Source organism: Pseudomonas sp. GW823-FHT02C05 (assembly GCF_058797595.1).
Genome location: NZ_JBXAJU010000004.1, coordinates 111,036 through 137,886, shown reverse-complemented (window position 1 = coordinate 137,886; position 26,851 = coordinate 111,036). Strand labels below are relative to the sequence as shown.

Here is a 26,851-nt window from a genome sequence, read left to right as displayed (position 1 = left end):
AAGGACAACTCCCTATGTTGCATATCTTCTGTCCTCACTGCGGCGAGCTGCGCTCCGAAGAGGAATTCCATTCGTCCGGCCAGGCGCACATTCCCCGGCCCCTGGACCCCAACACCTGCACCGACGAGGAGTGGGGCGACTACATGTTCTTTCGCGATAACCCTCGCGGCCTGCACCACGAGCTGTGGATTCACGCCGCCGGTTGCCGCCAGTACTTCAACGCCACCCGCGACACCGTGACCTACGAAATTCTTGAAACCTACAAGATTGGCACCAAGCCGCAGTTCACCGCCAAGGCTGCTGGAGAGAAGGTATGAGCCAGACCAATCGCCTGTCCAACGGCGGACGCATCGACCGCAACAAAGTCCTCACTTTCACCTTCAACGGCCAGAGCTACAAAGGCTTTGAGGGCGACACCCTGGCCTCGGCCCTGTTGGCCAACGGCGTGGACATCATCGGTCGCAGCTTCAAGTACTCTCGGCCCCGGGGCATCTTCGCCGCAGGCTGCGAGGAGCCCAACGCGGTGCTGCAGATCGGCGCTACCGAAGCTACCCAGATCCCCAACGTGCGTGCCACCCAACAGGCGCTGTACCAGGGCCTGGTGGCCACCAGCACCAACGGCTGGCCCAGCGTCAACAACGACATGATGGGAATCCTCGGCAAGGTCGGCGGCAAGCTGATGCCGCCGGGCTTCTACTACAAAACCTTCATGTACCCGCAATCGTTCTGGATGACCTACGAGAAGTACATCCGCAAGGCGGCGGGCCTCGGCCGCTCGCCCACCGAGAACGATCCGGACACCTACGACAACATGAACCAGCACTGCGACGTGCTGATCGTCGGCGCCGGCCCCGCGGGCCTTGCCGCCGCCCTGGCAGCGGCCCGCAGTGGCGCCCGGGTGATCCTCGCCGACGAGCAGGAAGAGTTCGGCGGTACCCTGCTGGACAGCCGCGAGAGCCTGGACGGCAAGCCGGCGGCGGAGTGGGTGGCCAGTGTGGTTGCCGAACTCCAGTCGCTGCCGGATGTGTTGCTGCTGCCGCGGGCCACGGTCAACGGCTACCACGACCACAACTTCCTGACCATTCACGAGCGCCTCACCGATCACCTCGGCGACCGCGCGCCCATCGGCCAGGTACGCCAGCGCATCCATCGGGTCCGCGCCAAGCGCGTGGTGCTGGCCACCGGCGCCCATGAGCGGCCGCTGGTCTACGGCAACAACGACGTGCCGGGCAACATGCTGGCTGGCGCGGTCTCCACCTATGTGCGCCGCTACGGCGTGGCCCCGGGCAAGAAACTGGTGCTGTCCACCAATAACGACCACGCCTACCGTGTGGCCCTGGACTGGCTCGACGCCAGCCTGCAAGTGGTGGCCATCGCCGATGCGCGGCACAACCCGCGCGGCGCCCTGGTGGAAGAAGCCCGGGCCAAGGGCATTCGCATCCTCACCTCCAGCGCGGTGATCGAGGCCCGTGGCAGCAAGCATGTGACCGGCGCGCGTGTAGCGGCCATCGACGTCAAGGCACACAAGGTCACCAGCCCCGGCGAATGGCTCGACTGCGACCTGATCGCCAGCTCCGGCGGCTACAGCCCGGTGGTGCACCTGGCCTCGCACTTGGGCGGCAAGCCGGTGTGGCGCGAAGACATCCTCGGTTTCGTGCCCGGTGAAGCGCCGCAGAAACGTGTGTGCGTCGGTGGCATCAACGGCGTCTACAGCCTCGGCGATACCCTGGCCGACGGTTTCGAAGGCGGTGTGCGCGCCGCCAGCGAAGCCGGTTTCCAGGCCGTTGAGGGCGTTCTGCCCAAGGCCCTGGCCCGTCTTGAAGAACCGACCCTGGCGCTGTTCCAGGTGCCCCACGAAAAAGGCACGGCGCGTGCGCCGAAGCAATTCGTCGACCTGCAGAACGACGTCACTGCGGCCGCCATCGAACTGGCGACCCGCGAGGGCTTCGAGTCGGTGGAACACGTCAAGCGCTACACCGCCCTGGGCTTCGGCACCGACCAGGGCAAGCTGGGCAACGTCAACGGCCTGGCCATCGCCGCCCGTTCGCTGAACGTCAGCATTCCGCAGATGGGCACCACCATGTTCCGTCCGAACTACACGCCGATCACCTTCGGCGCCGTGGCTGGCCGGCACTGCGGGCACATCTTCGAGCCGGTGCGCTTCACCGCGCTGCATGCCTGGCATGTGAAGAATGGCGCCGAGTTCGAAGACGTCGGCCAGTGGAAACGCCCCTGGTACTTCCCGAAAAACGGCGAAGACCTGCATGCCGCGGTCAAGCGTGAATGCCAGGCCGTGCGTGACAGCGTCGGCCTGCTGGACGCCTCGACCCTGGGCAAGATCGACATCCAGGGCCCCGATGCCCGGGAGTTCCTCAACCGCATCTACACCAACGCCTGGACCAAGCTCGACGTGGGCAAGGCCCGCTACGGCCTGATGTGCAAGGAAGACGGCATGGTCTTCGACGACGGCGTCACCGCCTGTCTGGCCGACAACCACTTCCTGATGACCACCACCACCGGCGGCGCGGCCCGCGTGCTGCAGTGGCTGGAGATCTACCAGCAGACCGAATGGCCGGACCTCAAGGTGTACTTCACCTCGGTCACCGACCACTGGGCCACCATGACCCTGTCCGGGCCCAACAGCCGCAAGCTGCTGAGCGAAGTCACCGACATCGACCTGGACAAGGACGGCTTCCCGTTCATGACCTGGAAGGAAGGCCTGGTGGGTAGCGTACCGGCGCGGGTGTTCCGTATCTCGTTCACCGGCGAGCTGTCCTACGAGGTCAACGTCCAGGCCGACTACGCCATGGGCGTGCTGGAGCAGATCGTCGAGGCCGGCAAGAAGTACAACCTGACCCCCTATGGCACCGAGACCATGCACGTGCTGCGGGCCGAGAAGGGCTTCATCATCGTCGGCCAGGACACCGACGGTTCCATGACCCCGGACGACCTGAACATGGGCTGGTGCGTGGGCCGGACCAAGCCATTCTCCTGGATCGGCTGGCGCGGCATGAACCGTGAAGACTGCGTGCGCGAGCAGCGCAAGCAACTGGTGGGCCTCAAGCCGATCGACCCGACCCAGTGGCTGCCGGAAGGTGCGCAACTGGTGTTCAACCCCAAGCAGGCGATCCCGATGAGCATGGTGGGCCACGTGACCTCCAGCTATGCCCACAACTCCCTGGGTTATTCCTTCGCCCTGGGTGTGGTCAAGGGGGGGCTCAAGCGCCTGGGCGAGCGGGTCTTCGCACCGCTGGCCGATGGCCGGGTGATCGAGGCGGAAATCGTTTCCTCGGTGTTCTTCGACCCCAAAGGCGACCGCCAGAACATCTAAGGCACAACACGCTCCTACAGGGTGTTATCAACAGAATTCAGGACAGGTGCTCTATGACCGCAGTCAACGTTTACCAACAGCGCCCCACCACCGGGGCCAAGGCCGAGTCGTCGTTGCACCACGCCGACCTGCCGAGCCTGGTGGGCAAGGGCCGCAAGAACGCCGGGGTGACCCTGCGCGAGAAAAAACTCCTCGGCCACCTGACGATCCGTGGCGACGGCCACGATCCGGCCTTCGCCGCCGGCGTGCACAAGGCCCTGGGCATCGAACTGCCGGGTGCCCTGAGCGTAGTGGTCAAGGGCGAGACCAGCCTGCAATGGCTGGGCCCGGATGAGTGGCTGCTGATCGTGCCCAGCGGCGAAGAGTTCGCCGCCGAGCAGAACCTGCGGGCCGCCCTGGGCGACCTGCATATCCAGATCGTCAACGTCAGCGGCGGCCAGCAGATCCTCGAACTGTCCGGCCCCAACGTGCGTCAGGTGCTGATGAAGTCCACCAGCTACGACGTGCACCCCAACAACTTCCCGGTGGGCAAGGCAGTGGGCACGGTGTTCGCCAAGTCGCAACTGGTGATCCGCCGTACCGGCGAAGACACCTGGGAGTTGCTGGTGCGCCGTAGCTTCTCCGATTACTGGTGGATGTGGCTGCAGGATGCCGCGGCCGAATATGGCCTGAGCGTCCAGGCCTGAGCCCAGCTTGGCCTGGTAGGAGCGAGCTGGCTCGTGAACTCGCGAAGGATGGATTTTCCGGAAGACCACAGCGCCCTTGGATTTTTCGCGAGCAAGCTCGCTCCTACAGAGAACCGACCGCGCTGCGGTTGCCCTAACGAACAGGAGTTATCCCGCATGAGCCGCGCCCCCGACACATGGATCCTCACCGCCGACTGCCCCAGCGTGCTCGGCACGGTGGACGCGGTGACCCGCTTTCTGTTCGAGCAGGGCTGCTACGTCACCGAGCACCATTCCTTCGATGACCGGCTCTCGGGCCGCTTCTTCATTCGCGTGGAGTTTCGCCAGCCCGACGGCCTCGACGAACAGGGCTTTCGCGATGGTCTGGCGCAGCGGGCCAAGGCCTTCGAGATGAACTTCGAACTGACCGCGCCGCACTACCGGCCGAAGGTGGTGATCATGGTCTCCAAGGCCGACCACTGCCTCAACGACCTGCTCTACCGCCAGCGCATCGGCCAGTTGCCCATGGACGTGGTGGCGGTGGTGTCCAACCACCCGGACCTCAAGCCCCTGGCCGACTGGCACCAGATTCCCTACCACCACTTCCCCCTCGATCCCAACGACAAGCCGTCCCAGGAGCGTCAGGTGTGGCAGGTGATCGAGGACTCCGGCGCCGAACTGGTGATCCTTGCCCGCTACATGCAAGTGCTGTCGCCGGAGCTGTGCCGCAAGCTCGATGGCAAGGCCATCAACATCCACCACTCGCTGCTGCCGGGGTTCAAGGGCGCCAAGCCTTATCACCAGGCCTACAACAAGGGGGTGAAACTGGTGGGGGCCACGGCGCACTACATCAACAACGACCTGGACGAAGGCCCGATCATCGCCCAGGGCGTGGAGGTGGTGGACCACAGCTATTACCCCGAGGACCTGATCGCCAAGGGCCGGGATATCGAGGGCCTGACCCTGGCCCGGGCGGTGGGTTATCACATCGAGCGGCGGGTGTTCCTGAACGGCAACCGGACGGTGGTGCTCTGATGATTCCCGGGGCTGCTGCGCAGCCCTTCGCGAGCAAGCTCGCTCCTACAGGCGTTGCGCCTGTTCGCGCGAAAGCGATTTTGAAAACGAAACAGCATCTGTACCCGAGCAATCCACGTGTTTCCCCTTTGGGTTACGCGGTTCCATAACAACAACAGCGAGGTGAAAGCATGTCTGGTAATCGTGGTGTCGTGTATCTGGGCAGCGGCAAGGTCGAGGTACAGAAAATCGACTATCCAAAAATGCAGGACCCGCGCGGCAGGAAGATTGAGCACGGCGTCATCCTGCGCGTGGTCTCCACCAACATCTGCGGTTCGGACCAGCACATGGTCCGTGGTCGTACCACCGCCCAGGTCGGCCTGGTGCTGGGCCATGAAATCACCGGCGAGGTGATCGAGAAGGGCAGCGACGTCGAGAACCTGAAGATCGGCGACCTGGTCTCGGTGCCCTTCAACGTGGCGTGCGGGCGCTGCCGCTCCTGCAAGGAACAGCACACCGGGGTCTGCCTGACCGTCAACCCGGCTCGCGCCGGCGGTGCCTATGGCTACGTCGACATGGGCGACTGGACCGGCGGCCAGGCCGAATACGTGCTGGTGCCTTACGCCGACTTCAACCTGCTGAAACTGCCGAACCGCGACAAGGCCATGGAGAAGATCCGCGACCTGACCTGCCTTTCCGACATCCTGCCCACCGGTTATCACGGCGCCGTCACCGCCGGTGTCGGCCCTGGCAGCACCGTCTACGTGGCCGGTGCCGGTCCGGTGGGCCTGGCGGCCGCTGCTTCGGCGCGCCTGCTGGGGGCCGCGGTGGTGATCGTCGGTGACGTCAACCCGGTACGCCTGGCCCACGCCAAGGCCCAGGGTTTTGAAATTGCCGACCTGTCCAAGGACACCCCGCTGCACGAACAGATCGCCGATTTGCTGGGCGAGCCGGAAGTCGACTGCGCGGTGGACGCTGTGGGCTTCGAAGCCCGTGGCCACGGCCATGCCGGTGCCCAGCACGAAGCCCCGGCCACCGTGCTCAATTCCCTGATGGGCGTGGTGCGGGTGGCGGGCAAGATCGGCATTCCCGGCCTGTACGTCACCGAAGACCCGGGCGCCGTGGACGCCGCGGCGAAGATGGGCAGCCTGAGCATTCGCTTCGGCCTGGGCTGGGCCAAGTCCCATAGCTTCCACACCGGCCAGACCCCGGTGATGAAATACAACCGCCAACTGATGCAGGCCATCATGTGGGACCGCATCAACATTGCCGACGTGGTAGGGGTTGAAGTCATCAGCCTCGACGACGCCCCGCGCGGCTATGGCGAGTTCGATGCCGGCGTGCCGAAGAAATTCGTCATCGATCCGCACAAGCTGTTCAGTGCTGCCTGAGACTTGAGGCGATAGAAGAAAAAGGGCGACCCACGGGTCGCCCTTTTGCGTTGTGGCGTAAGCCCGATACCGCCGCGAGCACTTCGTACCCTGTGGCTAAAAACACCCCCCAGTAGCCGCTGTCGAGCTTGCGTGGCGATCCTGCGTCGGGCACTGCCGATACCGAGTCAGAAACCCTTGCCCGGGTAGTCGACCCAGTGTTCTCCACTGAGGATGTACTGCGCGGCGGCCTCGCTAAACACGCCTGGCGCATCCCGCTGGAAACGCGATCGCCACTGGGGTAGCCACCAGTAGTTGAGCGCCGTGCCTCTTGGGAAAAGCACCATGCTCAGGACGGATTGGTCGATGAGCCCGCGCTGATACAACTGGTGAATGCGGTCCATGAAATCCAGGTAGTAGCCGATGGGCAGCGAGAGCATCAGCACGGCGGTATGGAATTTTTCCGTGGGCGCTCGTTGCGGGTTTTCCAGCAGGCCCAGGGCTTCGCAGTAATGGGCCTGGGGCTGGCGAGCCAGGGTCTGGGCCGCCGGGACTTCGAGAATGATCAGTGAGTGGATCTCCTCTTGCCAGTCGGCGCCGTGGGTCTCCTGGAAGTACTGGCTGATGACCTCGGTCAGGGGGCCGGTGGCATGGGCTGCGTCCGAGCAACGGTTGCCGTCGATGGGGCGGCCGATGATCCAGATGACGAGGGGGATGGCCAGGGCCAGGGCGATGCAGCTGTAGAGGGCCGTTCTGATTGGAGATCGTTTCACTGCAAGTGCCGAAAGGTGCGGGGGGCTTGCGCGGCAACCCGGGGCTGGCGCAGACCCTGCTGGTGAGTGGGCAGGGCAGTTTAGCGTTGGCGGCTTCGCTGGCAAGCCAGCTCCTACACAAGCCTTGCAGGAGCCGGCTTGCCGGCGAAGAATCCCATCAGAGCGCCGCCAATTGCCCCTGGTACAGCACTGGCCCGGTGGGTTGCCCGGTAGGCGAGCCGCCGTGGGGTTCCAGGCTCACCGCCAGGGCGATCGGGGTACCCAGCAGGTCGCGCTGGGCCTGGGTCAGGTTGATCCGGCCCTTGCCGCCCACCGGTACCACGCCCAGGGAAATAGGCTTGCCATCGGCAGGAATCGCCCAGAGTTCCAGGCTGCGGTCCAGGCCGATGGCGGCCAGGGTCAGGGGTTCCACCTGCAGGTACTGGGCGTGGGCCTTGATCTGCAAGGCCGGTTGCTGGTCGGCGCTGAGCAGGGTGGCGCTGTAGCGTACCTGGTCGTCCTGCCGGATAAAGCCGATGTACAGGGTGGCCAGCACGGCGCAGGCGGCGATCGCCAGGCGCAGGCGCATCCACAGCGGGTTTTTCTGCGGCATGTGCAGGACCTGGGGCTGGATACGCGCCTGGATGCCTTGCCACACATGCTCCGGCACTTCCTGCTCGGGCAGGCCTGCGGTCAGGCTGGCGAGGCTCTCCTGCCACTGCGCCAGTTCCTCGCGCAGGGCCGGGTCGTCCAGCAGGAGCATGTCGAAGCGCCGGCGCGCGGCGCCCTGCATCAGGCCGATGGCGTAGTCGGCGGCGAGGGCGCGGCGCCGTTCGGGGGTTCGATAGTTCATGATTCAAGGCACCTGCGCAGGCGTTCCATGCCGCGGCGGATCCAGGACTTGACCGAGCCCAGGGGCGCGGCCAGCTGCTCGGCGAGTTCCGAGCAGGACAGGCCCTGGAAGTAGGCCACGGTGATGGATTGGCGCTGCATGCCCTCCAGGCTTTCCAGGCAGCGGTTCAGGGCCCGGGCCTGGCGGGCGCTGTCCAGTTGTTCGTGGGCCGAGGGGGCGTCGTCCATCAGTTGCTGCTGCTCCCCCTCGCCCAGGGGCCGCTCGCGGTGCTTGCGCAGTTGGTCGATGGCCTGGTTGCGGGTGATGTTGATCATCCAGGTCAGGGGGGCGGACAGGTGCGGCTGGTAGCGCACGGCGTTGTTCCAGATGCGCACGAAGCTTTCCTGCAGCACCTCCTCGGCCAGGTCGCGGCGGCCCATGAAGCGCAGGGCCACCCCATTCAGGTACGGGGCAACGCTGCGGTACAGGGTTTCGAAGGCGCGGCGATCGCCCAGTGAGCACTGGGCCAGCAAGTGCCGCAGTTGATCGGGGTCGAGAGCGGAAATGGCGGTTCTCCAGGCAGGTGGCAAATGAATGGACCACGGCTGGCATCGGTCGATCCAGCCAGAGGGTAGTCCAGGGTGGGCGGTTGTTCCATTCACGGGTTGCGACCTCCTGCTACGGCCGGTGCCGATGTGCCTGCGCCGGTCGTCGTTGCTGCATATACGCAGAGCGGCGAGCCGTGGATGCGTGATTCTCGACTAAAATCCACAGGGTGCGGGCGCCGCTGCGTCACTTTCGGAACATTCGCCCGAAGCTTCAGTCAAAAGGCTGTTTTCCAGCCATCCGAACACGGGTGGTTTCCTGCCCCATGAGGTTGTTTCGATGAATATTCCACGCGGTTTCGCCTTGGCTACCCTGATGACCCTGGCAGCCGGTTCGGCCCTGGCCGGCGGTTTCAGCCTGAACGACGCGGCCAATGCCATTTCCGGCATGCAGGGCGGCGACAAGGCTGCCGCCGCGGCCCCCACTTCCCAGACCGCCGGCCTGCTCGGAGCCCTGGGTTCGCAACTGAATGTCACTCCCCAGCAAGCCATCGGCGGTACGGGCGCCATGCTTGGCCTGGCGAAGAACCAGTTGAGCAGCACCGACTATTCCCAGTTGAGCAAAAGTGTCCCGGGCCTGGACAAGCTCTCGGGCAGCAACGCCCTGGGCAGCCTGGGTGCCCTGAGCGGCCTGCTGGGCCAGTCGTCCGGGCAGACCAAGGGCCTGGACAGCGCCCTGGGCGACGTCAAGGACACCAATGACCTGAACAACGCCTTCGGCGCCCTGGGCATGGACAGCGGCATGATCGGCCAGTTTGCGCCGGTGATCCTGCAGTACCTGGGCCAGCAGGGCGTTGGCGGCTCCCTGCTGCAAAGCCTGAGCGGCATCTGGGGCGTGGCCAAGTAGCGCGCTCCGGCCCCGGCGCCTGGCGCGCCGGGGCCCTCCCAGTTTCCTGCAATCCTGGTCTTTACCTTTCCCGGAGTTTTCGCCGAATCGGGCCTGTGCTATATCTCGCGCCCCGTTTTCCAAGGAAGCTTGAACGCGATGTTCATGGATGCACTGAAGATGTCTCTGCCCGCCGATGCGGTGCTCGGTTTCATGCTCTACATGCTGGGCGCGGCCCTGGTCTTTGCCCTCTATGCGTTCATCTATACGCGCCTGACCCCCTATAACGAATTCGCCCTGATCCGCGAGGGCAACAGCGCGGCTTCCATCGCCCTGTCCGGTGCCTTGCTGGGTTTTGCCATTCCGGTGGCCAGCGCTATTTCCCATTCAATCTCGATCATCGACTTCCTGCTCTGGGCCGGCATCGCCGCGGTGGTGCAGCTGCTGGCGTTCTTTGTGGTCAGCCTGACCCTCAAGGGCCTGTCCCAGCGCATTGCCAGCCAGGAGTACGCGGCGGCCATCCTGGTGGCATCGGTTTCTGTCGGTGTCGGCCTGCTGAACGCGGCCTGCATGACCCCTTCGGTCTGAGGGCGCGGCCATGAAACGCAGCAAGAGCGTGCGCCTGGTGTTGCTGGGCAGCGTGCCGTTTGCCCTGGCCGCCTGTGACGGCCAGTCCCAGGCGACCCGGGAAGTGCGCCAGACCCAGAATTTCAGCAGCGTCAGCGAATGCGAACGGGCACAGATTCCGTCCGCCATTTGCCAGGCCGCCCGCGATGACGCCCGCGAACGTGGGGAGCGTGTGGCCCCGCGTTACCTGGACCTGCAACGTTGCGAGGAGGATTTCGTCACCGCCAACTGCATGGTCTCGCGCGATAACCGAGCCTATGTACCGATTTCCAGCGGTTTTGCCCTGACCTCCCAGCGCACGGTGCCGGACAAGCCCGAAGAAGAACAACAGACCAGCTCCAGTGGTGGTGGTGGTGGTGGTGGTGGTGGTGGTGGCTCCAGCTCGGGCTCGCGCTTCTGGCGCTGGATCGGCCTGGATTCGACCCCTGAACCGCGCTATTTCAGCGAGGCCCTGTACAAGCAGCGCGATGGTCGTGGCGGTACCCAGCTGAGCACCCTCAGCCAGCAGGTGGAGGCCGGCAAGACCTTCTCCGGCGCCAGTGGCGGGCGCTTCGGGATATCCAGCCCGGAACACTTCACCAGCGCCGGCAACCCGCTGGCCGGCGCCCATGAAGTGGTCAGCCGCAGCGGCTTCGGTTCCTCCAGCCGCAGCAGTTGGAGCTTCGGTTCTTGAAGCGCATCCCCAGCACTCCGCGTGCGGACTGGCAAGCCACGGCGGAGCAACTGGGTTTTGCCTTCCACACCTTCGACGGTGAGCCTTACTGGGACGAGTCGGCCTACTACCGCTTCAGCCTGCGGCAGATCGAGGACGACCTGGAAGACCCGACCCAGGAACTGCACGAGCTGTGCATGGCCCTGGTGGCCGAGGTGGTGGACAGCGAGGAACTGCTGGAGCGCCTGGCTATCCCTGCGGCCTTTCATGAGTTGATCCGCCAGTCATGGAAGCAGGGCGACCCCCACCTCTATGGGCGCATGGACCTGTGCTACGACGGCACCGGCCCGGCCAAGCTCCTGGAAACCAACTACGACACGCCGACCTCGCTGTACGAGGCGAGCTTCTTCCAGTACGTCTGGCTCGAACAGCAGATGCAGCGCGGGCAATTGCCGGCCGGCTGCGACCAGTTCAACAGCATCGAGGACAAGCTGCTCCAGGCCTTCGTCCAGGGCGGCTTCAAGTCGCCGATGCACTTTGCCTCGGTCAGGGATTCGCTCGAAGACCGCGGCACGGTCGAATACCTGCGCGACATTGCCCGTCAGGCTGGCCTGGGGACGCGGTTGCTCGACATCGAGGACATCGGTCTGAATGCCGGCGGGCGTTTCGTCGACCTGCTGGGCACCCCCATCGACAGCCTGTTCAAGCTCTACCCCTGGGAGCACCTGTTCAACGAAGCCTTTGGCCCGGCCATTGCCGGCAGCCGCACGCAGTTTGTCGAGCCCCCGTGGAAAGCCATTCTCTCCAACAAGGGCGCGCTGGCCCTGCTCTGGGAACGGCATGCGGGGCACCCGAACCTGCTGCCGGCGTTTATCGACGACGACCCCGCCGCCAGCCTGGGCCCGGGGTGGGTGCGCAAGCCGTTCTTTTCCCGAGAGGGCGCCAATGTGGAAATCTGCACCGAAGGCGGCGAGCATTTGATCGAGGCCGGGCCCTACGGCGGCGGGCCCTGCATCCGCCAGCAGTTCCACCCCTTGCCGGTGTTTGCCGGCAACCACACGGTGATCGGCAGTTGGGTGATCGGGGACCAGCCGGCGGGTATCGGCATTCGTGAGGACAACTCGCCGATCACCAAGGACAGCAGCCGCTTCCTGCCCCACGTGATCAGCGATTGATCAGCGGCTTTCGCCCAGCAACTCGCTGATGCGCTGGTCCTTGTCGGTCCACAGCCGGTTGACCCAGTCCTGCACCTGCTGGCGGAACGCCGGGTCGTTTTCGTAATCGCCCTGCCACAGCGCGGGGTCCAGTTCGCGGGTGCGGATGTCGATGATCACCTTGGGCACGCTGCCGCAGATCAGGTCCCAGAAACCGGGAATGCGTTCCTGGGGATAGACCACGGTGACATCCAGCATGGCGTCCAGCTGTTCGCCCATGGCCGCGAGGACAAAGGCCACGCCGCCAGCCTTGGGCTTGAGCAGATGCTTGAAGGGCGAGGCCTGCTGCTGGCGCTTGGCCGGGGTGAAGCGGGTGCCCTCCAGGTAGTTGACCACGGTCACCGGCTGGCGCTTGAACAGCTCGCAGGCAGCCTTGGTGATTTCCAGGTCCTTGCCTTGCAGTTCCGGGTGCTTGGCCAGGAAGGCCTTGCTGTAGCGCTTCATGAAGGGGTAGTCCAGGGCCCACCAGGCCAGCCCCAGGAACGGCACCCAGATCAGTTCCTTCTTGAGGAAGAACTTGAAGAACGGCGTGCGCCGGTTGAGGGTCTGGATCAGGGCCGGGATGTCGACCCAGGATTGGTGGTTGCTCACCACCAGGTAGGAGGTGTCGACCCGCAGGCCCTCGCCGCCGCGTATGTCCCAGCGGGTGGGGATGCACAGCGCGAAGATCAGCTTGTCGATCTCGGCCCAGGTCTCGGCGATCCACATCACCGCAGCCGAGGCGTAGTCACGCAGGCGCCCAGGCAGGACCAGCTTGAGCAGGGCGAACACCATCAACGGGCCGAACAGCACCAGGGTGTTGAGCAGCAGGAGCAGGGTGACGAAACAGCCGGTGAGCAGGCGGCGCATAAGGCACTCTTTGCAATCTTTTGGGCGCGCCATGATAAGCAGCTTCGGCGGGCAGGCCAAATTCTAGTGTGCTGACGAATGTTTCACCTGGGGGCGGGTACGGTGGTGGCAATTGGCTGGGGTGTCTATCGGGGCCCTTTCGCCGGCAAGCCGACTCCTACGGGGCTCGGGTAGAACCAATTCGTTGGCAGCGGTCTAAAATCCCGCTGCCCACTTTCTTCAAGGAATCCACCGTCGTGAAATCTGTCCTTGCTCTTGTGTCTCTGTTGGCGCTGCCGGTGATGGCTGCCGAGCCGACCCTGTATGGCCGTTACGAATACATCCGCCTGCCGGAAATCGGCGAAACCCTGCAAGCCAAGATGGACACCGGGGCCCTGACCGCTTCGCTGTCGGCCAAGGATATCCAGACCTTCACCCGCGATGGCGAGGACTGGGTGCGCTTCCGCCTGGCCACCAAGGACGCTGGCAGCAAGGTCTACGAACACAAGGTGGCGCGCATCAGCAAGATCAAGAGCCGTTCCGACGAGGACGATGACCGGGAAGAGCCGCAGGCGGCCAAGCGCCCGGTGGTGGAACTGGAAATGTGCCTGGGCAACGTCAAGCGCACGGTGGAGGTCAACCTCACCGACCGCAGCAGCTTCAACTACCCGCTGCTGATTGGCGCCAAGGCCCTGCGCGAATTCGGTGCGGCGGTGAACCCGGCGCGGCGTTATACCGCCGATAAACCCGACTGCTGATTGACGACTTACCAGGCATCCGGCACCGTTCGCCCACTGAATTTGCGTGCTTGGATGCCATGCCCCATATCCTGATTGTCGAAGACGAAGCGGCGATTGCCGACACCCTGATCTTTGCCCTGCAAGGCGAAGGCTTCACTACCACCTGGCTGAGCCTGGGCCGTGCGGCCCTGGAGCATCAGCAGGCGAGCCCGGCGGACCTGATCATCCTCGACATCGGCCTGCCGGATATCAGCGGCTTCGAAACCTGCAAGCAACTGCGGCGCTTCAGCGAGGTGCCGGTGATGTTCCTCAGTGCCCGGGACGGCGAGATCGACCGGGTGGTGGGCCTGGAAATCGGTGCCGACGATTATGTGGTCAAGCCCTTCAGCCCGCGGGAAGTGGCGGCGCGGGTCAAGGCTATCCTCAAGCGCATGGCCCCGCGGGTGGCTCCCGAGGCGGTCGCGGCGTTGTTCGTGATTGACCCTGAGCGGGTGCAGATCAGTTACCGTGGCCAGCCCTTGAGCCTGACCCGGCATGAGTTCCGCCTGCTGCAATGCCTGCTGGAACAGCCCGAGCGGGTGTTCAGCCGCGAGCAGTTGCTGGACGCCCTGGGGGTAATGGCGGATGTGGGCTATGAGCGCAACATCGACAGCCATATCAAGAGCCTGCGGGCCAAGCTGCGCCTGGTGGCGGCCCAGGCCGAACCGATCCAGACCCATCGCGGCCTGGGCTACAGCTACAGCCCGAGCCACGCCTGATGACCTTGGGGCTGCGGATCTTCCTGGTCTATTTGCTGTTCATCAGCCTGACCGGCTATTTCGTGCTGAGCACGGTGATGAAGGAGATCCGCCCCGGGGTCCGCCAGTCCACCGAGGAAACCCTGGTGGACACCGCCAACCTGCTGGCGGAGATCCTGCGGGATGACTTCAAGGCCGGCACCCTCAGCGAGAACCGCTGGCCGCAGCTGTTGCGTGCCTATGGCGAGCGGCAACCGGCGGCGACCATCTGGGGCCTGCCGAAGAATCAGGTCAACCACCGCATCTACGTGACCGACGCCAAGGGCATCGTGGTCCTGGATTCCAGCGGCCTGGCGGTGGGCCAGGACTATTCGCGCTGGAACGACGTGTACCTGACCCTGCGTGGCCAGTACGGCGCGCGCTCGTCGCGCTCGCTGGCCGACGATCCCAATTCCTCGGTGATGCACGTGGGTGCGCCGATCCGCGACAACGGCCAGATCATCGGCGTGGTCACTGTGGCCAAGCCCAACAGTTCCCTGCAGCCCTATGTCGACCGCACCGAGCGGCGCCTGCTGTGGTACGGCGCCGGGCTGATCGCCATGGGCCTGCTGTTCGGTGCCTTGCTGTCCTGGTGGCTGAGCGCCGCGCTGCGGCGCATGACCGCCTACGCCCTGGCGGTCAGCGAAGGGCGCCGGGCCGAGTTGCCGCACTATCGCGGCGGTGAAATGGAGCAGTTGGCCACGGCGGTGGAACACATGCGCACCCAGCTCGAAGGCAAGGCCTACGTCGAGCGCTACGTGCATACCCTGACCCACGAACTGAAAAGCCCCCTGGCGGCGATTCGCGGGGCGGCGGAGCTGCTGCAGGGCGAAATGCCCCTGGAACAGCGCCAGCGTTTCGTCGGCAATATCGACAGCGAAAGCGCGCGCATGCAGCAGTTGATCGAGCGCCTGCTGAACCTGGCGCAGGTGGAGCAGCGCCAGGGCCTGGAAGAGCGGGTGAATGTGCCCCTGGCGCCGTTGTGCAAGGAGCTGCTGAACAGCCAGCACGGGCGTATCGAAGGCAAGCAACTGCAGGTGGAACTTCGGGTGCCGGCGGACCTGGCCTGGTCCGGCGAGCCGTTCCTGCTGCGCCAGGCCCTGGGCAACCTGCTGACCAATGCCCTGGACTTCAGCCCCGTGGGCGGCCTGTTGCGTTGCAGCGCGCAACCTGTGGAGGAGGGCGTGGAGCTGGTGCTGTTCAACCAGGGCGAGCCGATTCCGGACTATGCCCTGCCGCGCCTGTGCGAGCGGTTCTATTCCCTGCCGCGCCCGGACAGCGGACGCAAGAGCACCGGCCTGGGGCTGAACTTCGTCGAGGAAGTGGTGCAGTTGCATGGCGGCCAGATGCGTATCGACAACGTTCCGGGCGGGGTGCAGGTGACCTTGCGCCTGCCCTGAGCGGGGATTCTCCACAGACTCTCCACATTGCTTCCATAAAACCCCCATAGCCGCGTTCCAGACTCTCTCCCATTCGAACCGGGAGAGCCTCATGAACCGCAACCTGACCTTCAAACTCGGGGCCATTGGCCTGTTGATCCTGCTGTTGCTGATACCGCTGCTGATGATCAGCGGCCTGATCAGCGAGCGCCAGAGCCTGCGCGACGGCGTGCTCGACGATATTGCCCGCAGCTCCAGCACCCAGCAGCAGATCCGCGGTCCGGTGATGGTGGTGGATTACCGCAAGACCGTGCGCACCTGGAAGACCGACGAAAAGACCAAGAAGCGCTATCAGGAAATCGGCGAGGAGCAAGGGCGCATGTTCTTCCTGCCGGAACACTTCGAGCTGGACGGCAAGGCCCAGACCGAGCTGCGTGCCCGGGGCATCTACGAGGCTCGGCTGTTCCACGCCGACAATCACATCAGCGGCCATTTCGCCGTGCCCGAGCAATACGGGATCAAGGAAGATTTTGCCGACTACCAGTTCGACCAGCCCTTCCTGGCGGTGGGCATCAGCGATATCCGCGGCATCGAGAACGCCCTGCAATTGCAACTCAACGGCCAGACCCTGGACTTCGCCCCGGGCACCTTTGTCAGTTGGCTGGATGAAGGCGTGCATGTGCTGCTGCCGCCCCTGGACCTGAAAAAGAACACCCGCCTGGATTTCGCCTTCGACCTGCGCCTGCAGGGCACCGGCCAGTTGCAGGTGCTGCCGGTGGGCAAGACCAGCAAGGTCCTGCTGACGGCCAACTGGCCGCACCCGAGCTTTATCGGCAACTACCTGCCGGTGCAGCGTGAAGTGACCGAGCAGGGCTTTTCAGCCATCTGGCAGACCTCGTTCTTCTCCACCAACCTGGAACAGGCCATGGAGCGTTGCGCATTCGGCACGCAATGCCAGGACTTCAACGGCCGCAGCTTCGGCGTGAGTTTCATCGACCCGGTGGACCAGTACCTGAAGAGCGACCGGGCCATCAAATACGCCTTGCTGTTCATCGGCCTGACCTTCGCCGGCTTCTTTCTCTTCGAGGTACTCAAGAGTCTGTCGGTGCACCCGATCCAGTACGGGTTGGTGGGCGTGGCCCTGGCGTTCTTCTACCTGTTGCTGCTGTCGCTATCGGAGCACCTGGGCTTTGCGCTGGCCTATGGCGTGTCGGCGGCAGCCTGTGTGGGGCTGATCGGCTTCTATGTCAGCCATGTGCTGCACAGCTGGCGTAACGGCGCGCTGTTCGCGATCGCGCTGGCGGCCTTGTACGGCCTGCTCTATGGCCTGCTCAGCGCCGAGGATTACGCGCTGCTGATGGGCTCGCTGCTGCTGTTCGGGCTGTTGGGCGTGTTCATGGTGCTGACCCGCAAGCTGGACTGGTATGGCATTGGCCAGCGCAAGGCAGCGCAGCCTTTGCAGTTCGATCTGGAGGCCGTCCATGAGTAGGTCATTGGGTTTGCGTGAGGATCAGCGCCAGCGGGAGCATCTGGCGCAGCGCATCGGCCAGTTGTTTCCGCTCGATGCCTGGTGGCTGGTACGCCAGCAAGCCATGCCCCGTGCTGCAGGAGCCGGCTTGCCGACGAAGAGGCCCGATCGCCTGACCGATTAGACCGGCGGCCGGGTCGCCAGCATCGACGGGCGCTGGCTGATCTCGAAGTACCAGGCGGCCAGCTGGGGATGGTCCTGGCGCCATTCCAGGTCGGGGTGGCGGAAATCCAGGTAGCCCAGGGCGCAGGCAACGCTGATGGCGGCAATATCGAAGTGGCTGGCCAGTTCGGCAATCGCTTCGGCTTCGAGAACCGCCAGGGCTCGGCGGATCTTGTCGCGCTGGCCGTCGAGCCACTGTTCCCAGTGTTTTTCCGGGGCACGCAGGGCCAGCTCGTAGCGCACCAGTACCGAGGCGTCCATGATCCCGTCGGCCAGGGCCGCGAGCGTCAGGCGCCGCCAGCGGGCCGAGCCGTCCCGGGGGATCAGCGGGTTGCCGACGTGCTGCTGGTCCAGGTAGTCGAGGATTACCCGGCTGTCGTACAGCACCTGGCCGTTGTCCAGGCGCAGGGCGGGGATCTTGCCCAGGGGGTTGTCCTGGTTCAGCGCGGCGTCCGGAGCTACCGGGCTCAACTGGCTGGCTTGCAGGGCGACCCGGTTCAACTGCCCGGTTTCATGCAGCAGCACCATGACTTTGCGTACGTAAGGTGATGCCGGGTTGTGGAACAGCGTCATGCTTGGGGTGGACATGAATATTCCTCGCGGGTGGAAGTCTCGCAGCCCGGGGATCTTAGCGCAGCCTGTGGCATTGGCCACAGGAGCGATTGGCGATACAGACGAGGAGTGATGAGTGCGCAGGTCCTATCTTCTACACGGGTTGTACAGCCTGGCCCTGACCCTGCTGGGCGCGCTGGCGGTGTATATGGCCTTGCAATACGAGTTCCGCCGCAAGGGTGAAGGGGAGCCGGAGCTGGTCATGGCGTTCGCCTACATGGCCTGGTACTGGGCCCTGCCGGCACTGGCCCTGCCGGGCCTGGGCTGCGCACTGCTGGCCTGGCGCGGGCCCGACCCGGTGACCCAGCCCTGGCGCTGGAGCCTGGCGGCCAGCTATGTGCCGCTGCTGGGGCTGGCGTTGTTCAGCGTGCTGGTGGCCATCGAGGCGCTGCTGGAAAATCGCCTGTTCATCCCGGTGATGCTGATCGGCCTCGGGCTCTCGATGTACCTGTGGCGTGGTTTCCCGGCGCCAGGTTCAGGCCGCCGGCTTGCGCCGCAACAGGCCGCGCAGGGCGATCAGCGTCGGTAGGCCCAGGCCCAGCCAGCTCAGGCTGTCCCAGGCCCCGTCTCCCAGTAGCGCCGCGAACAACCCGGCGGCGCAGAGCAGGCCAATGCCCAGGGGCGCGGCGAAGACCTTCCAGAAGTTAGATTGCCGGGGTTTCATGGGCGCACCTGCGGCATCGACTTGCCGGCTCGCCGGCGGGCTAGCCACAGGTACAGGCCGCTGCCCAGGACAATGATGGTCAGCACGTCCATCGCCGCCCACAGCACCTTCATCGGCATGCCGCCGTAGTCGCCGAAATGCAGCGGCTGGGACATGCCCATGGCGTCCATGTACCAGGGCCGCCCGGCCACGGCGGTGACCTGCAGGCTACTGGCGTCGATCAGCACCGGGGTCAGCAGGTGCGAAGTCAGGTGGCTGCTGCCCTTGAGGAACACCGCGTAGTGATGCTCGCTGGAAAAGCGTGTGCCGGGGAAGGCGATGAAGTCCGGCTGCATGCCCGGGGCGGCTTCCCTGGCGATATCCAGCAGGCGGCTGGCCGGCGCCAGTGAGGTCAGTGGCGGCGCGTCGCGGTAGGGCGCGACCATGGCGCTGAGGCTGTCGTTGCGCCAGGCGGCGATGATCAGGTCGGCACAAGCGCTGATCACGCCGGTAACGCCCACCACCAGGGCCCAGGTCAGGGTTACCACGCCGATCAGGTTGTGCAGGTCGAGCCAGCGCAGGCGGCTGGACTTGTCCTGGCGCACCGTGGCGAACTTCAGGCGGCGCATGAACGGCAGGTAGAGCACCGTGCCGGAGATGATCGCCAGCACGAAGAGGATGCCCATGAAGGCCAGCAGCAGCTTGCCCGGCAGCCCGGCGAACATGTCCACATGCAGGCGCAGCATGACCATCATCAACCCGCCATTGGCCGAGGGCATGGCCACGGCCTCGCCGGTGCGGGCGTCGAGCATGAAGGTGTGGGAGGCGTTGGGCTCGGTGCCGGCGGTTCTGGCCATGATGGTCATCACGCCATTGGGTTCGTCCTCGTCCCAGCCGAAGTACTGCATGACCTCGCCCGGGCGATGAGCCTCGGCGGCCTTGACCAGCTGTTGCAGGTCCAGGTGCGGGGTGTCGGCAGGCATCTCCCGCAGTTCGGGGGAATCCCCCAGCAGGTGGTCGATCTCGTGGTGGAAGATCAGCGGCAGGCCGGTGAGCGCCAGCATCAGCAGGAACACCGTGCAGATCAGGCTGGTCCAGGTGTGGATAAAGGACCAGCGGCGGATTGTCTTGCTTTTCATCGAGGCTCCAATGGCAAAAGGGCCGCGGTTCAGGCGGCCCTTCGGCGAGGGTTTTCCCTTCTTAGAATTTGTAATTCACGCTGGCCATGACGTTGCGGCGGTCGCCGTAGTAGCAGTAGGTGCCGTCGCAGGTCGACATGTATTCCTTGTCGAACACGTTGTTGGCGTTGAGGGCCACGCTGGCGCCCTTGAGCGAGCTGTCCAGGCGGCCGAGATCGTAGTGCACCGCGGCGTCATACACGGTGTAGGACGCGGTATCGCCGTCGGATTTGCGCGCGACATAGGCCAGGTTGCCTGCCGGCACGTTGTTGGTCTCGCCGATATAGCGGGCGCCGAAGCCTACGCCGAAGCCGTCCAGCAAGCCGTTGTGCCAGGTGTAGTCGGCCCAGATCGAGGCCTGGTTTTCCGGGGTCAATGGCAGTGGGCGGTTCTTGTCCTGAGGGTCGCCGACCTTGGTCATCTTGCTGTTGGCATAGGTATAGGCCGCCGTCAGCTTGAGGTTCTCATTGACGTTGCCCACCGCTTCCAGCTCGAAACCACGGACCTTGGCTTCCCCCAGGGGCCGGCTGACACCCAGGCTGTCGGTAAGGACGATGTTCTGCCGGGTCAGGTCGTACACCGCGGCAGTGAACAGCATGTCGCTGCCAGGAGGCTGGTACTTGAGGCCCAGTTCGTATTGCTTGCCGGTGCTGGGCTCGAAGGCCTGGCCCTTGGCGTTGCCGCCGGGTTCGGCCTGGAAGGATTCGGCGTAGGAGATGTAAGGGGTGAAGCCGGAATCGAAGACGTAGCTGAGGGCCGCGTTGCCGGTGAAGGCCTGGTCGTTGCGCTCATCGTGGGGCTTGTTGGCGATGTTGTAGAACCGGGATTCGGTGTGCAGCCAGTCCTGGCGCCCGCCCAGGGTCAGGCGCCAGTTGTCCAGGGCCATCTGGTCCTGGACGTAGAGGCCGGTGCCCTGGCGCTTCTGGTTGTAGTCGTTGTAGGCAAAGTAGGCGACTTTGCTGAAATCCTGACCGTAGACCGGGTTGATGATGTTGCTGGTTGGCGCTTCACCGTACAGCCACTTGTAGTTGGTGTTGACGCGCTGGTAGTCCAGGCCCAGCAACAGGGTGTGCTTGAGCTCGCCGGTGTCGAAGTCGGCCTGGAAGTTGTTGTCCACGGCGAACTGGCTGATGTCCTCGTTGACGATGTTGGCGCCACGGCGCACGGTGCCGTCGGCACTCACCGCCTGGTCGGGCTTGTTGGGCCAGTAGCTGCCACCGGCGGTAATGCCCTGGAACGACAGATCGCTCTTGGTGTAGCGCAGGTTCTGGCGGAACTGCCAGACGTCATCCAGGCGGTGCTCGAAGGCGTAACCCAGTGCGTAGTAGGTCTTGTCGTAGTATTCCCAGCTCGGATCGCCAAGGTTCTTGTGGTACTTGATCTCGCCCGCCGGGCTCGCCAGTTTGGTGCCCTGCAACGGCAGGAACTGGCTGGTGATGCCGGTATCGTCACGATTGAACTGGCTGAGGAAGGTCAGCTTGGTGTCTTCGTCAATGTTCCAGGTCAGGCTGGGGGCCAGGTTGTAACGCTTGTCCTGGTTGTGCTCGATGGCGGTGTTGCTGTCGCGGACCACGCCGCTGACGCGATACAGGAATCGCCCTTCGTCATCGATGGGGCCGGTGCTGTCGAAGCTGATCTGCTTGCGCTGGTAGCTGCCGATCTGCAGTTGCACTTCGTGGCTGATGCTGTCTTCCGGGCGGCGGCTGACCATGTCCAGCAAGCCCCCGGGTGGTGTCTGGCCGTAGACCGAGGACGCCGGGCCGCGGAGCAGGGCTACACGCTCCAGGTCCCAGGTTTCCAGCTTGGGCATGGTGTAGGTGCCCTTTGGCAGGGGCAGGCCATCGAGGAACTGGGTGGGTTCGAAGCCCCGCACCTTCAGCCACTCGGCGCGGCTGTCGCTGCCGTAGCTGCTGGCGGTGACGCCGGGCATGTAGCGCACGGCATCGTCGAGGTTCTGTACCGCACGGTCGCTCATCTGCTCACGGGTAGCGACGGAGATGGAGCGAGGCACTTCACGCAGTTCGGTATCGGTCTTGGTGCCGACGGCAGTGCGCTTGGCCATGTAACCCTCGACTGGACCCCACGCCGTTTCATAGCTGCTCTGGCCGCTGATATTGGTTTGCGGCAAGGCCACCACGCCTTCCGGCGTGGCCACCAGGCTGTAGGTGCCGGCGCTGCTGTGCTCCAGTTGCAGGCCGGTGCCACGCAGGGCCTCACGCAGGGCGCCCGGTGCATCGAACTGGCCCTTGACCGGGGCCGAAGTCTTGCCCGCCGCCAGGGACGGATTCAGGCTCAGGGCCAGGCCGGCCTGGCTGGCGATCTGGTTCAGGGTGCTGGCCAGCGGTGCGGCCGGCAGGTTGTAGGCGCGCACGCTGGTGGACTGTTCGGCAGCCATCAGCGCCGGGCTGGCCAGGGGGGCGCAGAGGGCGATGGCAACGGCCAAGAGACTGGGGCGCAACAGGGTGTCTAGCGGGCGGGACATACGGCGGCTCCTGAATGGAAATGTTTCGCAATTGCCTAGGTGCCGGACGAGATTGGAAAAGTGATAGGGGCGGATTGAAAATAATTTAGATTTAGACTGATTGAGGCTAATTCGCCGGCAAGCCAGCTCCTAGGGGATCGGTGCAGGAGCCAGCTTGCCGGCGAAGACTGCGACACCGACCTCAGTGCTTGGCGTCGGCCTTGGCCACCACCGTCACCCACCAGGGGGTGTGCCGTTCGATCTTCACCGGCAGGGTCGGCAGCAGGGCATTGAGCGCGAGGTCCGTGTCCTGCAACGGGAAACTGCCGGTGATCCGCAGGTCGGCCAGTTCCGGTGCGACGCCCAGGTGACCACGGCGGTAACGGCCCAGCTCATCGATCAGGTCACCGAGCCGGGCGTTGTCCACCACCAGCATGCCCCGGGTCCAGGCGTCGGCCCCCAGGTTCAGGGCCTGCAGCGGGCCGAGGCCATCGCGGCGCATCAGCACTTGCTGGCCTTCCTTGAACACGTGCTCGTCCTGACCGGCTTGCGGCCGCGCCGCCACCGCCGATTGCAGCACCCCGAGGCGGGTGCCCTGGTCCTCGCGCTTGACCAGGAACCGCGTGCCCAGGGCGCGCATGCGGCCGTCGCGGGTTTCGACGATGAACGGCCGGCTGTCGTTGTGCCCGGTCTCGATCAGGATCTCGCCTTCCTGAAGCACGATCCGCCGCTGCTTCTCGTCGAAGCGCACATCCAGCGCACTGTGGGTATTGAGGTTGATCACCGTGCCGTCGGCCAGGCGCAGGGTGCGCTGCTCGCCGGTGGCGGTGCGCTGGTCTGCCAGCCAGTAGTCCATCGGCAGGTAGCGTTCCCCGGCAAACAGCGCCAGGCCGCCGAACAGCACGACGCTGGCGACCCCGCGACCCAGCTTGCGTACCCGCCGGCGCAAGCCTTCGCGCGATTGCAGCAAGGCGTTGCGGGCCGGGCCGGTGGCCACGCCAAAGCGCTGGTCGAGCATGCCCAGCTGGCGCCAGGCGCGGGCGTGTTCTTCATGGGCAGCGTGCCACTTGGCAAACTCTTCGCGCTCCACGGCACTGGCGCCGCCATCCAGCGACAGCTGCCAGGCGATGGCGGCATCCAGCACCTGGGCCGACACCGGCTTGGAACTCATGGGGGTCATAGCGGCTCCCCGTACAGGGCGATGTAGCACTGGCGGATGCCCTGGGCCAGGTATTGGCGCACCCTTGGCACCGAGACCCCCAGGCGTTCGGCTATCTCGGCGTGGCTCAGGCCGTCGAGGCGGTTATAGAGGAAGGCCATGCGCGCCTTGCTGGAGAGCTTGCCCAGCAGGCGGTCGATGGCCTTGAGGTCTTCGAGGATCATCTGCTGTTCTTCGGGCGACGGTTGTTCGCCTTCGGGGATCAGCATCAGTTCGCTGAGGTAAGCCTGTTCCAGCGCGGCGCGCCGGAAATAGTCGAACAGCAGGCCCTTGGCGATGGCCACCAGAAACGCCCGCGGCTCCCGGGGCGCCTTGAGTTCGTCGCGGCCCAGCAGGCGCACGAAGGTGTCCTGGCTCAGGTCCTCGGCCCGCTGGCTGCAGGCAACGTTGCGCCGTAGCCAGGCCAACAGCCAACCACGATGGTCGCGATACAACGCACCAACCAGCTCATTGTGAGGGCTTTGGACTGACGACAACGGAACTCACCAATCGAGAAGTTTAAACTAACGAGAATTATTCGCGATTGTGGCAGAGGCGAAACAGTGGCGCAATTGACGCTGGTCGGCTGCCTTGTGGCTGGAGAGGGCGGGTGCCCAAGGCAAGGAACCAGTTGTGTCGAGGTAACTGGCTCCCGTTGGCGTGCGCAGCACGCCCAAGGCGTTGTATCTGTTAGATCCAGGACTCAGGTTCTACGGCCGCGGCGCGGCCGAGCGGGAGCAAGCTCCCTCGCCACAGTGCGGCTGCTCAGAACGAAGGTGCCTGCTGCCGGCGTTTCCACTGGCCCAGGCGCTGTTGCAGGTTCAGCGGGCTGTGGATCTGCTGCTGGCGGGCGCGGTTGAACAGGATCAGCGCCAGCTCCGCGGTGGCCAGGGCATCGGCTGCCGCGTTATGCCGCTCCACCACTTGCAGGTTGAACCAGCGCACCCAGTCGTCCAGCCCGGCTTCGCGGATCTGGGCCTGGGGGCACAGCAACGGCGCCATGTCCGCTACATCGAGGAAGCTGTGTTGCAGGCGGTAGCCGAGGCTGTCCTTCAGCGCCCGGCCGAGCATGTGCTGGTCGAACGGGGCATGAAAGGCCAGCAGCGGGCTATCGCCGACGAACTCCATGAAATCCAGCAGGGCCTCCACCGGATCACAGCCGGCGGCGATGGCGCTGGGCCCCAGGCCGTGGATCAGTACGCTGGGGCTGAGCTTGTGGCCCTGGCGTTGCAGGGTGCGCTCGAACTGCTGGCTGAAGTCGATGGCACCGTCTTCGATCACCACCGCGCCAATGGACAGCACCTGGTCGCGGTTGAGGTTGAGGCCGGTGGTTTCCACGTCCACCACTACCCAGCGCTGCTCTCGCAGGCTGCTTTCATTCAGCTCGGTGAAGGCCGGTAGCCGATCGCGACGCTGTTGCTGCTCGGCACTCAGCAGGCTGACTGCGGGGCGGAACCAGGCAAACAGGCTCATAGCTGGTACCGCAAGGCCAGGCTGCTTTGCAGGCGCTGGGCCTGGCGCAGGGATTCACGCAGGATGCGCCGGTCCAGGTGGTTCAGGCTGTCCGGGTCGACCCGGTTGGAATAGGGCTGGTTCTCCCGGGTCTGGCGCTGGTGCTGCTGCATGCGGGTCTGCTGGATGAAGTGATAGGCCTCTTCATAGGCGGCGCCGTCCAGGGGCTCGATCACTTGTTTGGACACCAGCTGGCGCAGGCGCTCCAGGGTATTGATCGCGCCGATGCCGTTGGCCAGGGCCAGCAACCGGGCACCGTCGACGAAGGGGGTGAGGCCCTGGACCTTGAGGTCCAGGGTGGCCTTTTCGCCATTTTTCCTGGCCAGCACGAACTCGCGAAAACGCCCCACGGGCGGGCGCTGGCGCAGGGCGTTTTCCGCCATCATGCGTTGGAACAGACGGTTGTCCGCCACCTGGTCGAGGATGCCCCGACGCAGTTGTTCGGCGCTCTGTTCATCGCCCCAGACCACCCGCAGGTCGAAATAGATGCTCGAACCCAGCAGGTTTTCCGGGGTGGCCTCGCGGATGAAGGCCGCGAAGCGCCGGGCCCATTCAGCACGGGACAGGCACAGCTCGGGGTTGCCGGCCATGATGTTGCCCTTGCACAGGGTGAAACCGCACATGGCCAGGCTCTGGTTGATCTGCTGGGCGATGGGTAGCAGCTTGCCGCGGATTTCTGCCGCGTGGGCCGCGTCCCGGGCCTCGAACAGGATGCCGTTGTCCTGATCGGTGTGCAGGGTCTGTTCGCGTCGGCCTTCACTGCCAAAGCACAGCCAGCTGAAAGGCACGCCGGGGTCGCCCTTGTCGGCCAGGGTCAGTTCGATGACCCGGCACACGGTGTGATCGTTGAGCAGGGTGATGATATGGGTGATCTGGGTCGAGGAGGCACCGTGGGCCAGCATGCGCTCCACCAACTGGCCGATCTCGCCCCGCAGCGCCACCAGGTGTTCGACCCGGGGCGCGTTGCGGATGGTCCGCGCCAGGTGCACCAGGTCGACCCGCTGCAGGGAAAACAGATCGCGCTCGGAAACCACCCCGCACAGGCGCTGTTCTTTCACCAGGCAGACGTGGGCGATATGCCGCTCGGTCATGGCGATGGCGGCGTCGAAGGCGCTGTGGTCCGGGCTGAGGAAGAACGGCGCCTGGGTCATGTGCTGTTCGATGGGCTGGTTGAGGTCCTGGGTGCCGTCGGCCACCACCTGGCGCAGGTCGCGCAGGGTGAAGATCCCCAGCGGGGCCTTGCGTTCGTCCACCACGACGATGCTGCCGACCTGCTGCTCATGCATCAGCGCCACGGCTTCGCGCAGCGGCGTCTGCGGTGAACAGGCCACCGGATGACGCATGGCCAGCTCGCCCAGGCGGGTGTTCAGCGAATACTGGGTGCCGAGGGTTTCCACGGCTTTCTGTTTGACTTGCTGGTTGACCTGGTCCAGCAGGCTGCTGACTCCACGCAGGGCGAAGTCGCGAAACTCCGCGGACAGGGCGAACAGCTTGATGAAAGCGCCCTTGTTCAGTTGCAGGCAGAACGTATCTTCGGCGGCGCGATGCTCGGTGCGGGTCGCGCGCTCGCCCAGCAGCGCGGCCAGGGGGAAACACTCGCCGGAAGTGATTTCGAAGGTGGTCTCGGTGCTGCCCTTGGCGGCGTGTGTGCGTTCGCCCACCACGCGGCCCTGCTTGACGATATAGAAGTGCTCGACCGGGCCGTCGGCCGGCTTGATGATGCTGTCGCCGGGGCCGTAGAAGCGCAGTTGGCATTGTTCTACCAGGTAGGCCAGATGCAGCTGCTCCATCTGGTTGAACGGCGGGAACCGTTGCAGGAACTGCACGGTCCCCTGGATGTTCTGCAACACCGCGGTCTTCCCGGCCTGGGTGAAGGCGTCCGCTTTACTCATAACGATTACCGCAGTCTTTTTGGATTTGTTGTGGTCGGATCACGGCATGGTCGG

At 64.9% G+C, this 26,851-nt stretch carries 27 protein-coding genes; 15 read left to right on the top strand and 12 right to left on the bottom strand.

All coding sequences use genetic code 11. From position 1 onward, the window contains the following. Window positions 1-14: 14 nt before the first annotated feature. The 5 genes from AC1RGE_RS21995 to fdhA all read left to right on the top strand — a co-directional run bounded on the left by AC1RGE_RS21995 (window position 15) and on the right by fdhA (window position 6,401). Window positions 15-317: a sarcosine oxidase subunit delta gene (locus AC1RGE_RS21995; RefSeq protein ID WP_019094046.1), complete on the top strand. Its 303-nt coding sequence runs from the start codon at window positions 15-17 to the stop codon at window positions 315-317. Then, window positions 314-3,331, top strand: coding sequence for a sarcosine oxidase subunit alpha (locus AC1RGE_RS21990; protein ID WP_492585035.1), 3,018 nt, complete (start codon window positions 314-316; stop codon window positions 3,329-3,331). The genes AC1RGE_RS21995 and AC1RGE_RS21990 overlap by 4 nt, the downstream gene beginning before the upstream one ends. Window positions 3,332-3,384: 53 nt before the next feature. Continuing rightward, a complete protein-coding gene (locus tag AC1RGE_RS21985) occupies window positions 3,385-4,017 on the top strand; it encodes a sarcosine oxidase subunit gamma (RefSeq protein ID WP_011063900.1) in 633 nt (210 codons plus the stop codon). Window positions 4,018-4,173: 156 nt separating this feature from the next. Next, on the top strand, window positions 4,174-5,031 hold the full coding sequence (gene purU, locus AC1RGE_RS21980; protein ID WP_041752650.1) for a formyltetrahydrofolate deformylase: 858 nt from the start codon (window positions 4,174-4,176) through the stop codon (window positions 5,029-5,031). 170 nt (window positions 5,032-5,201) lie between these two features. After that, on the top strand, window positions 5,202-6,401 hold the full coding sequence (fdhA, locus tag AC1RGE_RS21975) for a formaldehyde dehydrogenase, glutathione-independent (RefSeq protein WP_011063898.1): 1,200 nt from the start codon (window positions 5,202-5,204) through the stop codon (window positions 6,399-6,401). Window positions 6,402-6,568: 167 nt separating this feature from the next. Here the strand turns inward: fdhA and AC1RGE_RS21970 are convergent, their stop codons facing one another. From AC1RGE_RS21970 to AC1RGE_RS21960, 3 genes are all read right to left on the bottom strand, one after another. Beyond that, window positions 6,569-7,153, bottom strand: coding sequence for a hypothetical protein (locus AC1RGE_RS21970; RefSeq protein ID WP_019094048.1), 585 nt, complete (start codon window positions 7,151-7,153; stop codon window positions 6,569-6,571). 157 nt (window positions 7,154-7,310) lie between these two features. Next, complete coding sequence (locus AC1RGE_RS21965; RefSeq protein ID WP_011063896.1) at window positions 7,311-7,985, bottom strand: anti-sigma factor; 675 nt, start codon at window positions 7,983-7,985, stop codon at window positions 7,311-7,313. Next, window positions 7,982-8,626 (bottom strand): sigma-70 family RNA polymerase sigma factor, encoded by a 645-nt coding sequence (locus tag AC1RGE_RS21960; protein ID WP_011063895.1) that lies wholly within the window; start codon window positions 8,624-8,626, stop codon window positions 7,982-7,984. The genes AC1RGE_RS21965 and AC1RGE_RS21960 overlap by 4 nt, the downstream gene beginning before the upstream one ends. Window positions 8,627-8,849: 223 nt before the next feature. Between AC1RGE_RS21960 and AC1RGE_RS21955 the strand changes: the two genes are divergently transcribed. From AC1RGE_RS21955 to AC1RGE_RS21940, 4 genes are all read left to right on the top strand, one after another. Beyond that, on the top strand, window positions 8,850-9,416 hold the full coding sequence (locus tag AC1RGE_RS21955) for a DUF2780 domain-containing protein (protein WP_011063894.1): 567 nt from the start codon (window positions 8,850-8,852) through the stop codon (window positions 9,414-9,416). Window positions 9,417-9,554: 138 nt separating this feature from the next. Continuing rightward, window positions 9,555-9,983: a DUF350 domain-containing protein gene (locus AC1RGE_RS21950; protein WP_123431061.1), complete on the top strand. Its 429-nt coding sequence runs from the start codon at window positions 9,555-9,557 to the stop codon at window positions 9,981-9,983. Window positions 9,984-9,993: 10 nt separating this feature from the next. Then, window positions 9,994-10,695 carry a DUF1190 domain-containing protein gene (locus AC1RGE_RS21945; protein ID WP_169892508.1) on the top strand — a complete coding sequence of 234 codons (702 nt, stop codon included), beginning with the start codon at window positions 9,994-9,996 and terminating at the stop codon, window positions 10,693-10,695. After that, window positions 10,692-11,849: a glutathionylspermidine synthase family protein gene (locus AC1RGE_RS21940; RefSeq protein WP_015637287.1), complete on the top strand. Its 1,158-nt coding sequence runs from the start codon at window positions 10,692-10,694 to the stop codon at window positions 11,847-11,849. The genes AC1RGE_RS21945 and AC1RGE_RS21940 overlap by 4 nt, the downstream gene beginning before the upstream one ends. Here AC1RGE_RS21940 and yihG read toward each other — a convergent pair whose 3' ends face one another. Further along, the gene (gene yihG, locus AC1RGE_RS21935; protein ID WP_492585033.1) at window positions 11,850-12,737 is read right to left on the bottom strand and encodes a 1-acylglycerol-3-phosphate O-acyltransferase, YihG family; all 888 of its coding nucleotides are present in this window, start codon (window positions 12,735-12,737) and stop codon (window positions 11,850-11,852) included. A gap of 236 nt (window positions 12,738-12,973) precedes the next feature. On the opposite strand from yihG, the gene rloA2 reads away from it, so the two are divergent. From rloA2 to AC1RGE_RS21910, 5 genes are all read left to right on the top strand, one after another. Beyond that, window positions 12,974-13,474, top strand: a complete 501-nt coding sequence (gene rloA2, locus AC1RGE_RS21930) for a retropepsin-like aspartic peptidase RloA2 (RefSeq protein ID WP_011063889.1) — start codon at window positions 12,974-12,976, stop codon at window positions 13,472-13,474. A 59-nt stretch (window positions 13,475-13,533) separates the two neighbouring features. Beyond that, on the top strand, window positions 13,534-14,214 hold the full coding sequence (gene creB, locus AC1RGE_RS21925) for a two-component system response regulator CreB (protein WP_026020081.1): 681 nt from the start codon (window positions 13,534-13,536) through the stop codon (window positions 14,212-14,214). After that, window positions 14,214-15,632 carry a two-component system sensor histidine kinase CreC gene (gene creC, locus AC1RGE_RS21920; RefSeq protein WP_019094051.1) on the top strand — a complete coding sequence of 473 codons (1,419 nt, stop codon included), beginning with the start codon at window positions 14,214-14,216 and terminating at the stop codon, window positions 15,630-15,632. The genes creB and creC overlap by 1 nt, the downstream gene beginning before the upstream one ends. A gap of 91 nt (window positions 15,633-15,723) precedes the next feature. After that, complete coding sequence (gene creD / locus AC1RGE_RS21915; protein ID WP_041120144.1) at window positions 15,724-17,100, top strand: cell envelope integrity protein CreD; 1,377 nt, start codon at window positions 15,724-15,726, stop codon at window positions 17,098-17,100. Then, on the top strand, window positions 17,093-17,263 hold the full coding sequence (locus tag AC1RGE_RS21910; RefSeq protein WP_155246651.1) for a hypothetical protein: 171 nt from the start codon (window positions 17,093-17,095) through the stop codon (window positions 17,261-17,263). Before creD ends, AC1RGE_RS21910 begins: the two co-directional genes overlap by 8 nt. Here AC1RGE_RS21910 and AC1RGE_RS21905 read toward each other — a convergent pair. Further along, entirely contained in the window at window positions 17,260-17,889 is a 630-nt protein-coding gene (locus AC1RGE_RS21905; RefSeq protein WP_011063885.1) for a glutathione S-transferase, read from the bottom strand. The two genes, AC1RGE_RS21910 and AC1RGE_RS21905, sit on opposite strands and share 4 nt — an antisense overlap. Window positions 17,890-17,989: 100 nt before the next feature. Between AC1RGE_RS21905 and AC1RGE_RS21900 the strand changes: the two genes are divergently transcribed. Beyond that, window positions 17,990-18,442, top strand: coding sequence for a hypothetical protein (locus AC1RGE_RS21900; RefSeq protein WP_492585031.1), 453 nt, complete (start codon window positions 17,990-17,992; stop codon window positions 18,440-18,442). Here the strand turns inward: AC1RGE_RS21900 and AC1RGE_RS21895 are convergent. The 7 genes from AC1RGE_RS21895 to AC1RGE_RS21865 all read right to left on the bottom strand — a co-directional run bounded on the left by AC1RGE_RS21895 (window position 18,389) and on the right by AC1RGE_RS21865 (window position 26,797). Further along, window positions 18,389-18,577 carry a hypothetical protein gene (locus AC1RGE_RS21895; protein ID WP_011063883.1) on the bottom strand — a complete coding sequence of 63 codons (189 nt, stop codon included), beginning with the start codon at window positions 18,575-18,577 and terminating at the stop codon, window positions 18,389-18,391. The genes AC1RGE_RS21900 and AC1RGE_RS21895 overlap by 54 nt on opposite strands. Further along, complete coding sequence (locus AC1RGE_RS21890; RefSeq protein ID WP_053154262.1) at window positions 18,574-19,695, bottom strand: PepSY-associated TM helix domain-containing protein; 1,122 nt, start codon at window positions 19,693-19,695, stop codon at window positions 18,574-18,576. Before AC1RGE_RS21890 ends, AC1RGE_RS21895 begins: the two co-directional genes overlap by 4 nt. Window positions 19,696-19,756: 61 nt before the next feature. Next, window positions 19,757-22,216 (bottom strand): TonB-dependent siderophore receptor, encoded by a 2,460-nt coding sequence (locus AC1RGE_RS21885; protein WP_103290320.1) that lies wholly within the window; start codon window positions 22,214-22,216, stop codon window positions 19,757-19,759. 181 nt (window positions 22,217-22,397) lie between these two features. After that, window positions 22,398-23,375 (bottom strand): FecR domain-containing protein, encoded by a 978-nt coding sequence (locus tag AC1RGE_RS21880; RefSeq protein ID WP_065365119.1) that lies wholly within the window; start codon window positions 23,373-23,375, stop codon window positions 22,398-22,400. After that, window positions 23,372-23,890, bottom strand: a complete 519-nt coding sequence (locus AC1RGE_RS21875) for an RNA polymerase sigma factor (RefSeq protein ID WP_011063879.1) — start codon at window positions 23,888-23,890, stop codon at window positions 23,372-23,374. The genes AC1RGE_RS21880 and AC1RGE_RS21875 overlap by 4 nt, the downstream gene beginning before the upstream one ends. 268 nt (window positions 23,891-24,158) lie before the next feature. After that, complete coding sequence (locus AC1RGE_RS21870; protein ID WP_011063878.1) at window positions 24,159-24,866, bottom strand: 3'-5' exonuclease; 708 nt, start codon at window positions 24,864-24,866, stop codon at window positions 24,159-24,161. Further along, entirely contained in the window at window positions 24,863-26,797 is a 1,935-nt protein-coding gene (locus AC1RGE_RS21865) for a putative nucleotidyltransferase substrate binding domain-containing protein (RefSeq protein ID WP_015637279.1), read from the bottom strand. The genes AC1RGE_RS21870 and AC1RGE_RS21865 overlap by 4 nt, the downstream gene beginning before the upstream one ends. Window positions 26,798-26,851 lie beyond the last annotated feature (54 nt).

Coding starts and splice junctions, on each gene's coding strand:
- AC1RGE_RS21890 (WP_053154262.1), bottom strand. CDS start 19,695: ATGAAAAGCAAGACAATCCGCCGCTGGTCCTTTATCCACACCTGGACC.
- AC1RGE_RS21870 (WP_011063878.1), bottom strand. CDS start 24,866: ATGAGCCTGTTTGCCTGGTTCCGCCCCGCAGTCAGCCTGCTGAGTGCC.
- AC1RGE_RS21965 (WP_011063896.1), bottom strand. CDS start 7,985: ATGAACTATCGAACCCCCGAACGGCGCCGCGCCCTCGCCGCCGACTAC.
- creB (WP_026020081.1), top strand. CDS start 13,534: ATGCCCCATATCCTGATTGTCGAAGACGAAGCGGCGATTGCCGACACC.
- AC1RGE_RS21955 (WP_011063894.1), top strand. CDS start 8,850: ATGAATATTCCACGCGGTTTCGCCTTGGCTACCCTGATGACCCTGGCA.
- AC1RGE_RS21990 (WP_492585035.1), top strand. CDS start 314: ATGAGCCAGACCAATCGCCTGTCCAACGGCGGACGCATCGACCGCAAC.
- creD (WP_041120144.1), top strand. CDS start 15,724: ATGAACCGCAACCTGACCTTCAAACTCGGGGCCATTGGCCTGTTGATC.
- AC1RGE_RS21905 (WP_011063885.1), bottom strand. CDS start 17,889: ATGTCCACCCCAAGCATGACGCTGTTCCACAACCCGGCATCACCTTAC.
- AC1RGE_RS21945 (WP_169892508.1), top strand. CDS start 9,994: ATGAAACGCAGCAAGAGCGTGCGCCTGGTGTTGCTGGGCAGCGTGCCG.
- AC1RGE_RS21910 (WP_155246651.1), top strand. CDS start 17,093: ATGAGTAGGTCATTGGGTTTGCGTGAGGATCAGCGCCAGCGGGAGCAT.
- AC1RGE_RS21865 (WP_015637279.1), bottom strand. CDS start 26,797: ATGAGTAAAGCGGACGCCTTCACCCAGGCCGGGAAGACCGCGGTGTTG.
- AC1RGE_RS21895 (WP_011063883.1), bottom strand. CDS start 18,577: ATGAAACCCCGGCAATCTAACTTCTGGAAGGTCTTCGCCGCGCCCCTG.
- AC1RGE_RS21985 (WP_011063900.1), top strand. CDS start 3,385: ATGACCGCAGTCAACGTTTACCAACAGCGCCCCACCACCGGGGCCAAG.
- purU (WP_041752650.1), top strand. CDS start 4,174: ATGAGCCGCGCCCCCGACACATGGATCCTCACCGCCGACTGCCCCAGC.
- AC1RGE_RS21950 (WP_123431061.1), top strand. CDS start 9,555: ATGTTCATGGATGCACTGAAGATGTCTCTGCCCGCCGATGCGGTGCTC.
- creC (WP_019094051.1), top strand. CDS start 14,214: ATGACCTTGGGGCTGCGGATCTTCCTGGTCTATTTGCTGTTCATCAGC.
- yihG (WP_492585033.1), bottom strand. CDS start 12,737: ATGCGCCGCCTGCTCACCGGCTGTTTCGTCACCCTGCTCCTGCTGCTC.
- AC1RGE_RS21880 (WP_065365119.1), bottom strand. CDS start 23,375: ATGACCCCCATGAGTTCCAAGCCGGTGTCGGCCCAGGTGCTGGATGCC.
- AC1RGE_RS21995 (WP_019094046.1), top strand. CDS start 15: ATGTTGCATATCTTCTGTCCTCACTGCGGCGAGCTGCGCTCCGAAGAG.
- AC1RGE_RS21885 (WP_103290320.1), bottom strand. CDS start 22,216: ATGTCCCGCCCGCTAGACACCCTGTTGCGCCCCAGTCTCTTGGCCGTT.
- fdhA (WP_011063898.1), top strand. CDS start 5,202: ATGTCTGGTAATCGTGGTGTCGTGTATCTGGGCAGCGGCAAGGTCGAG.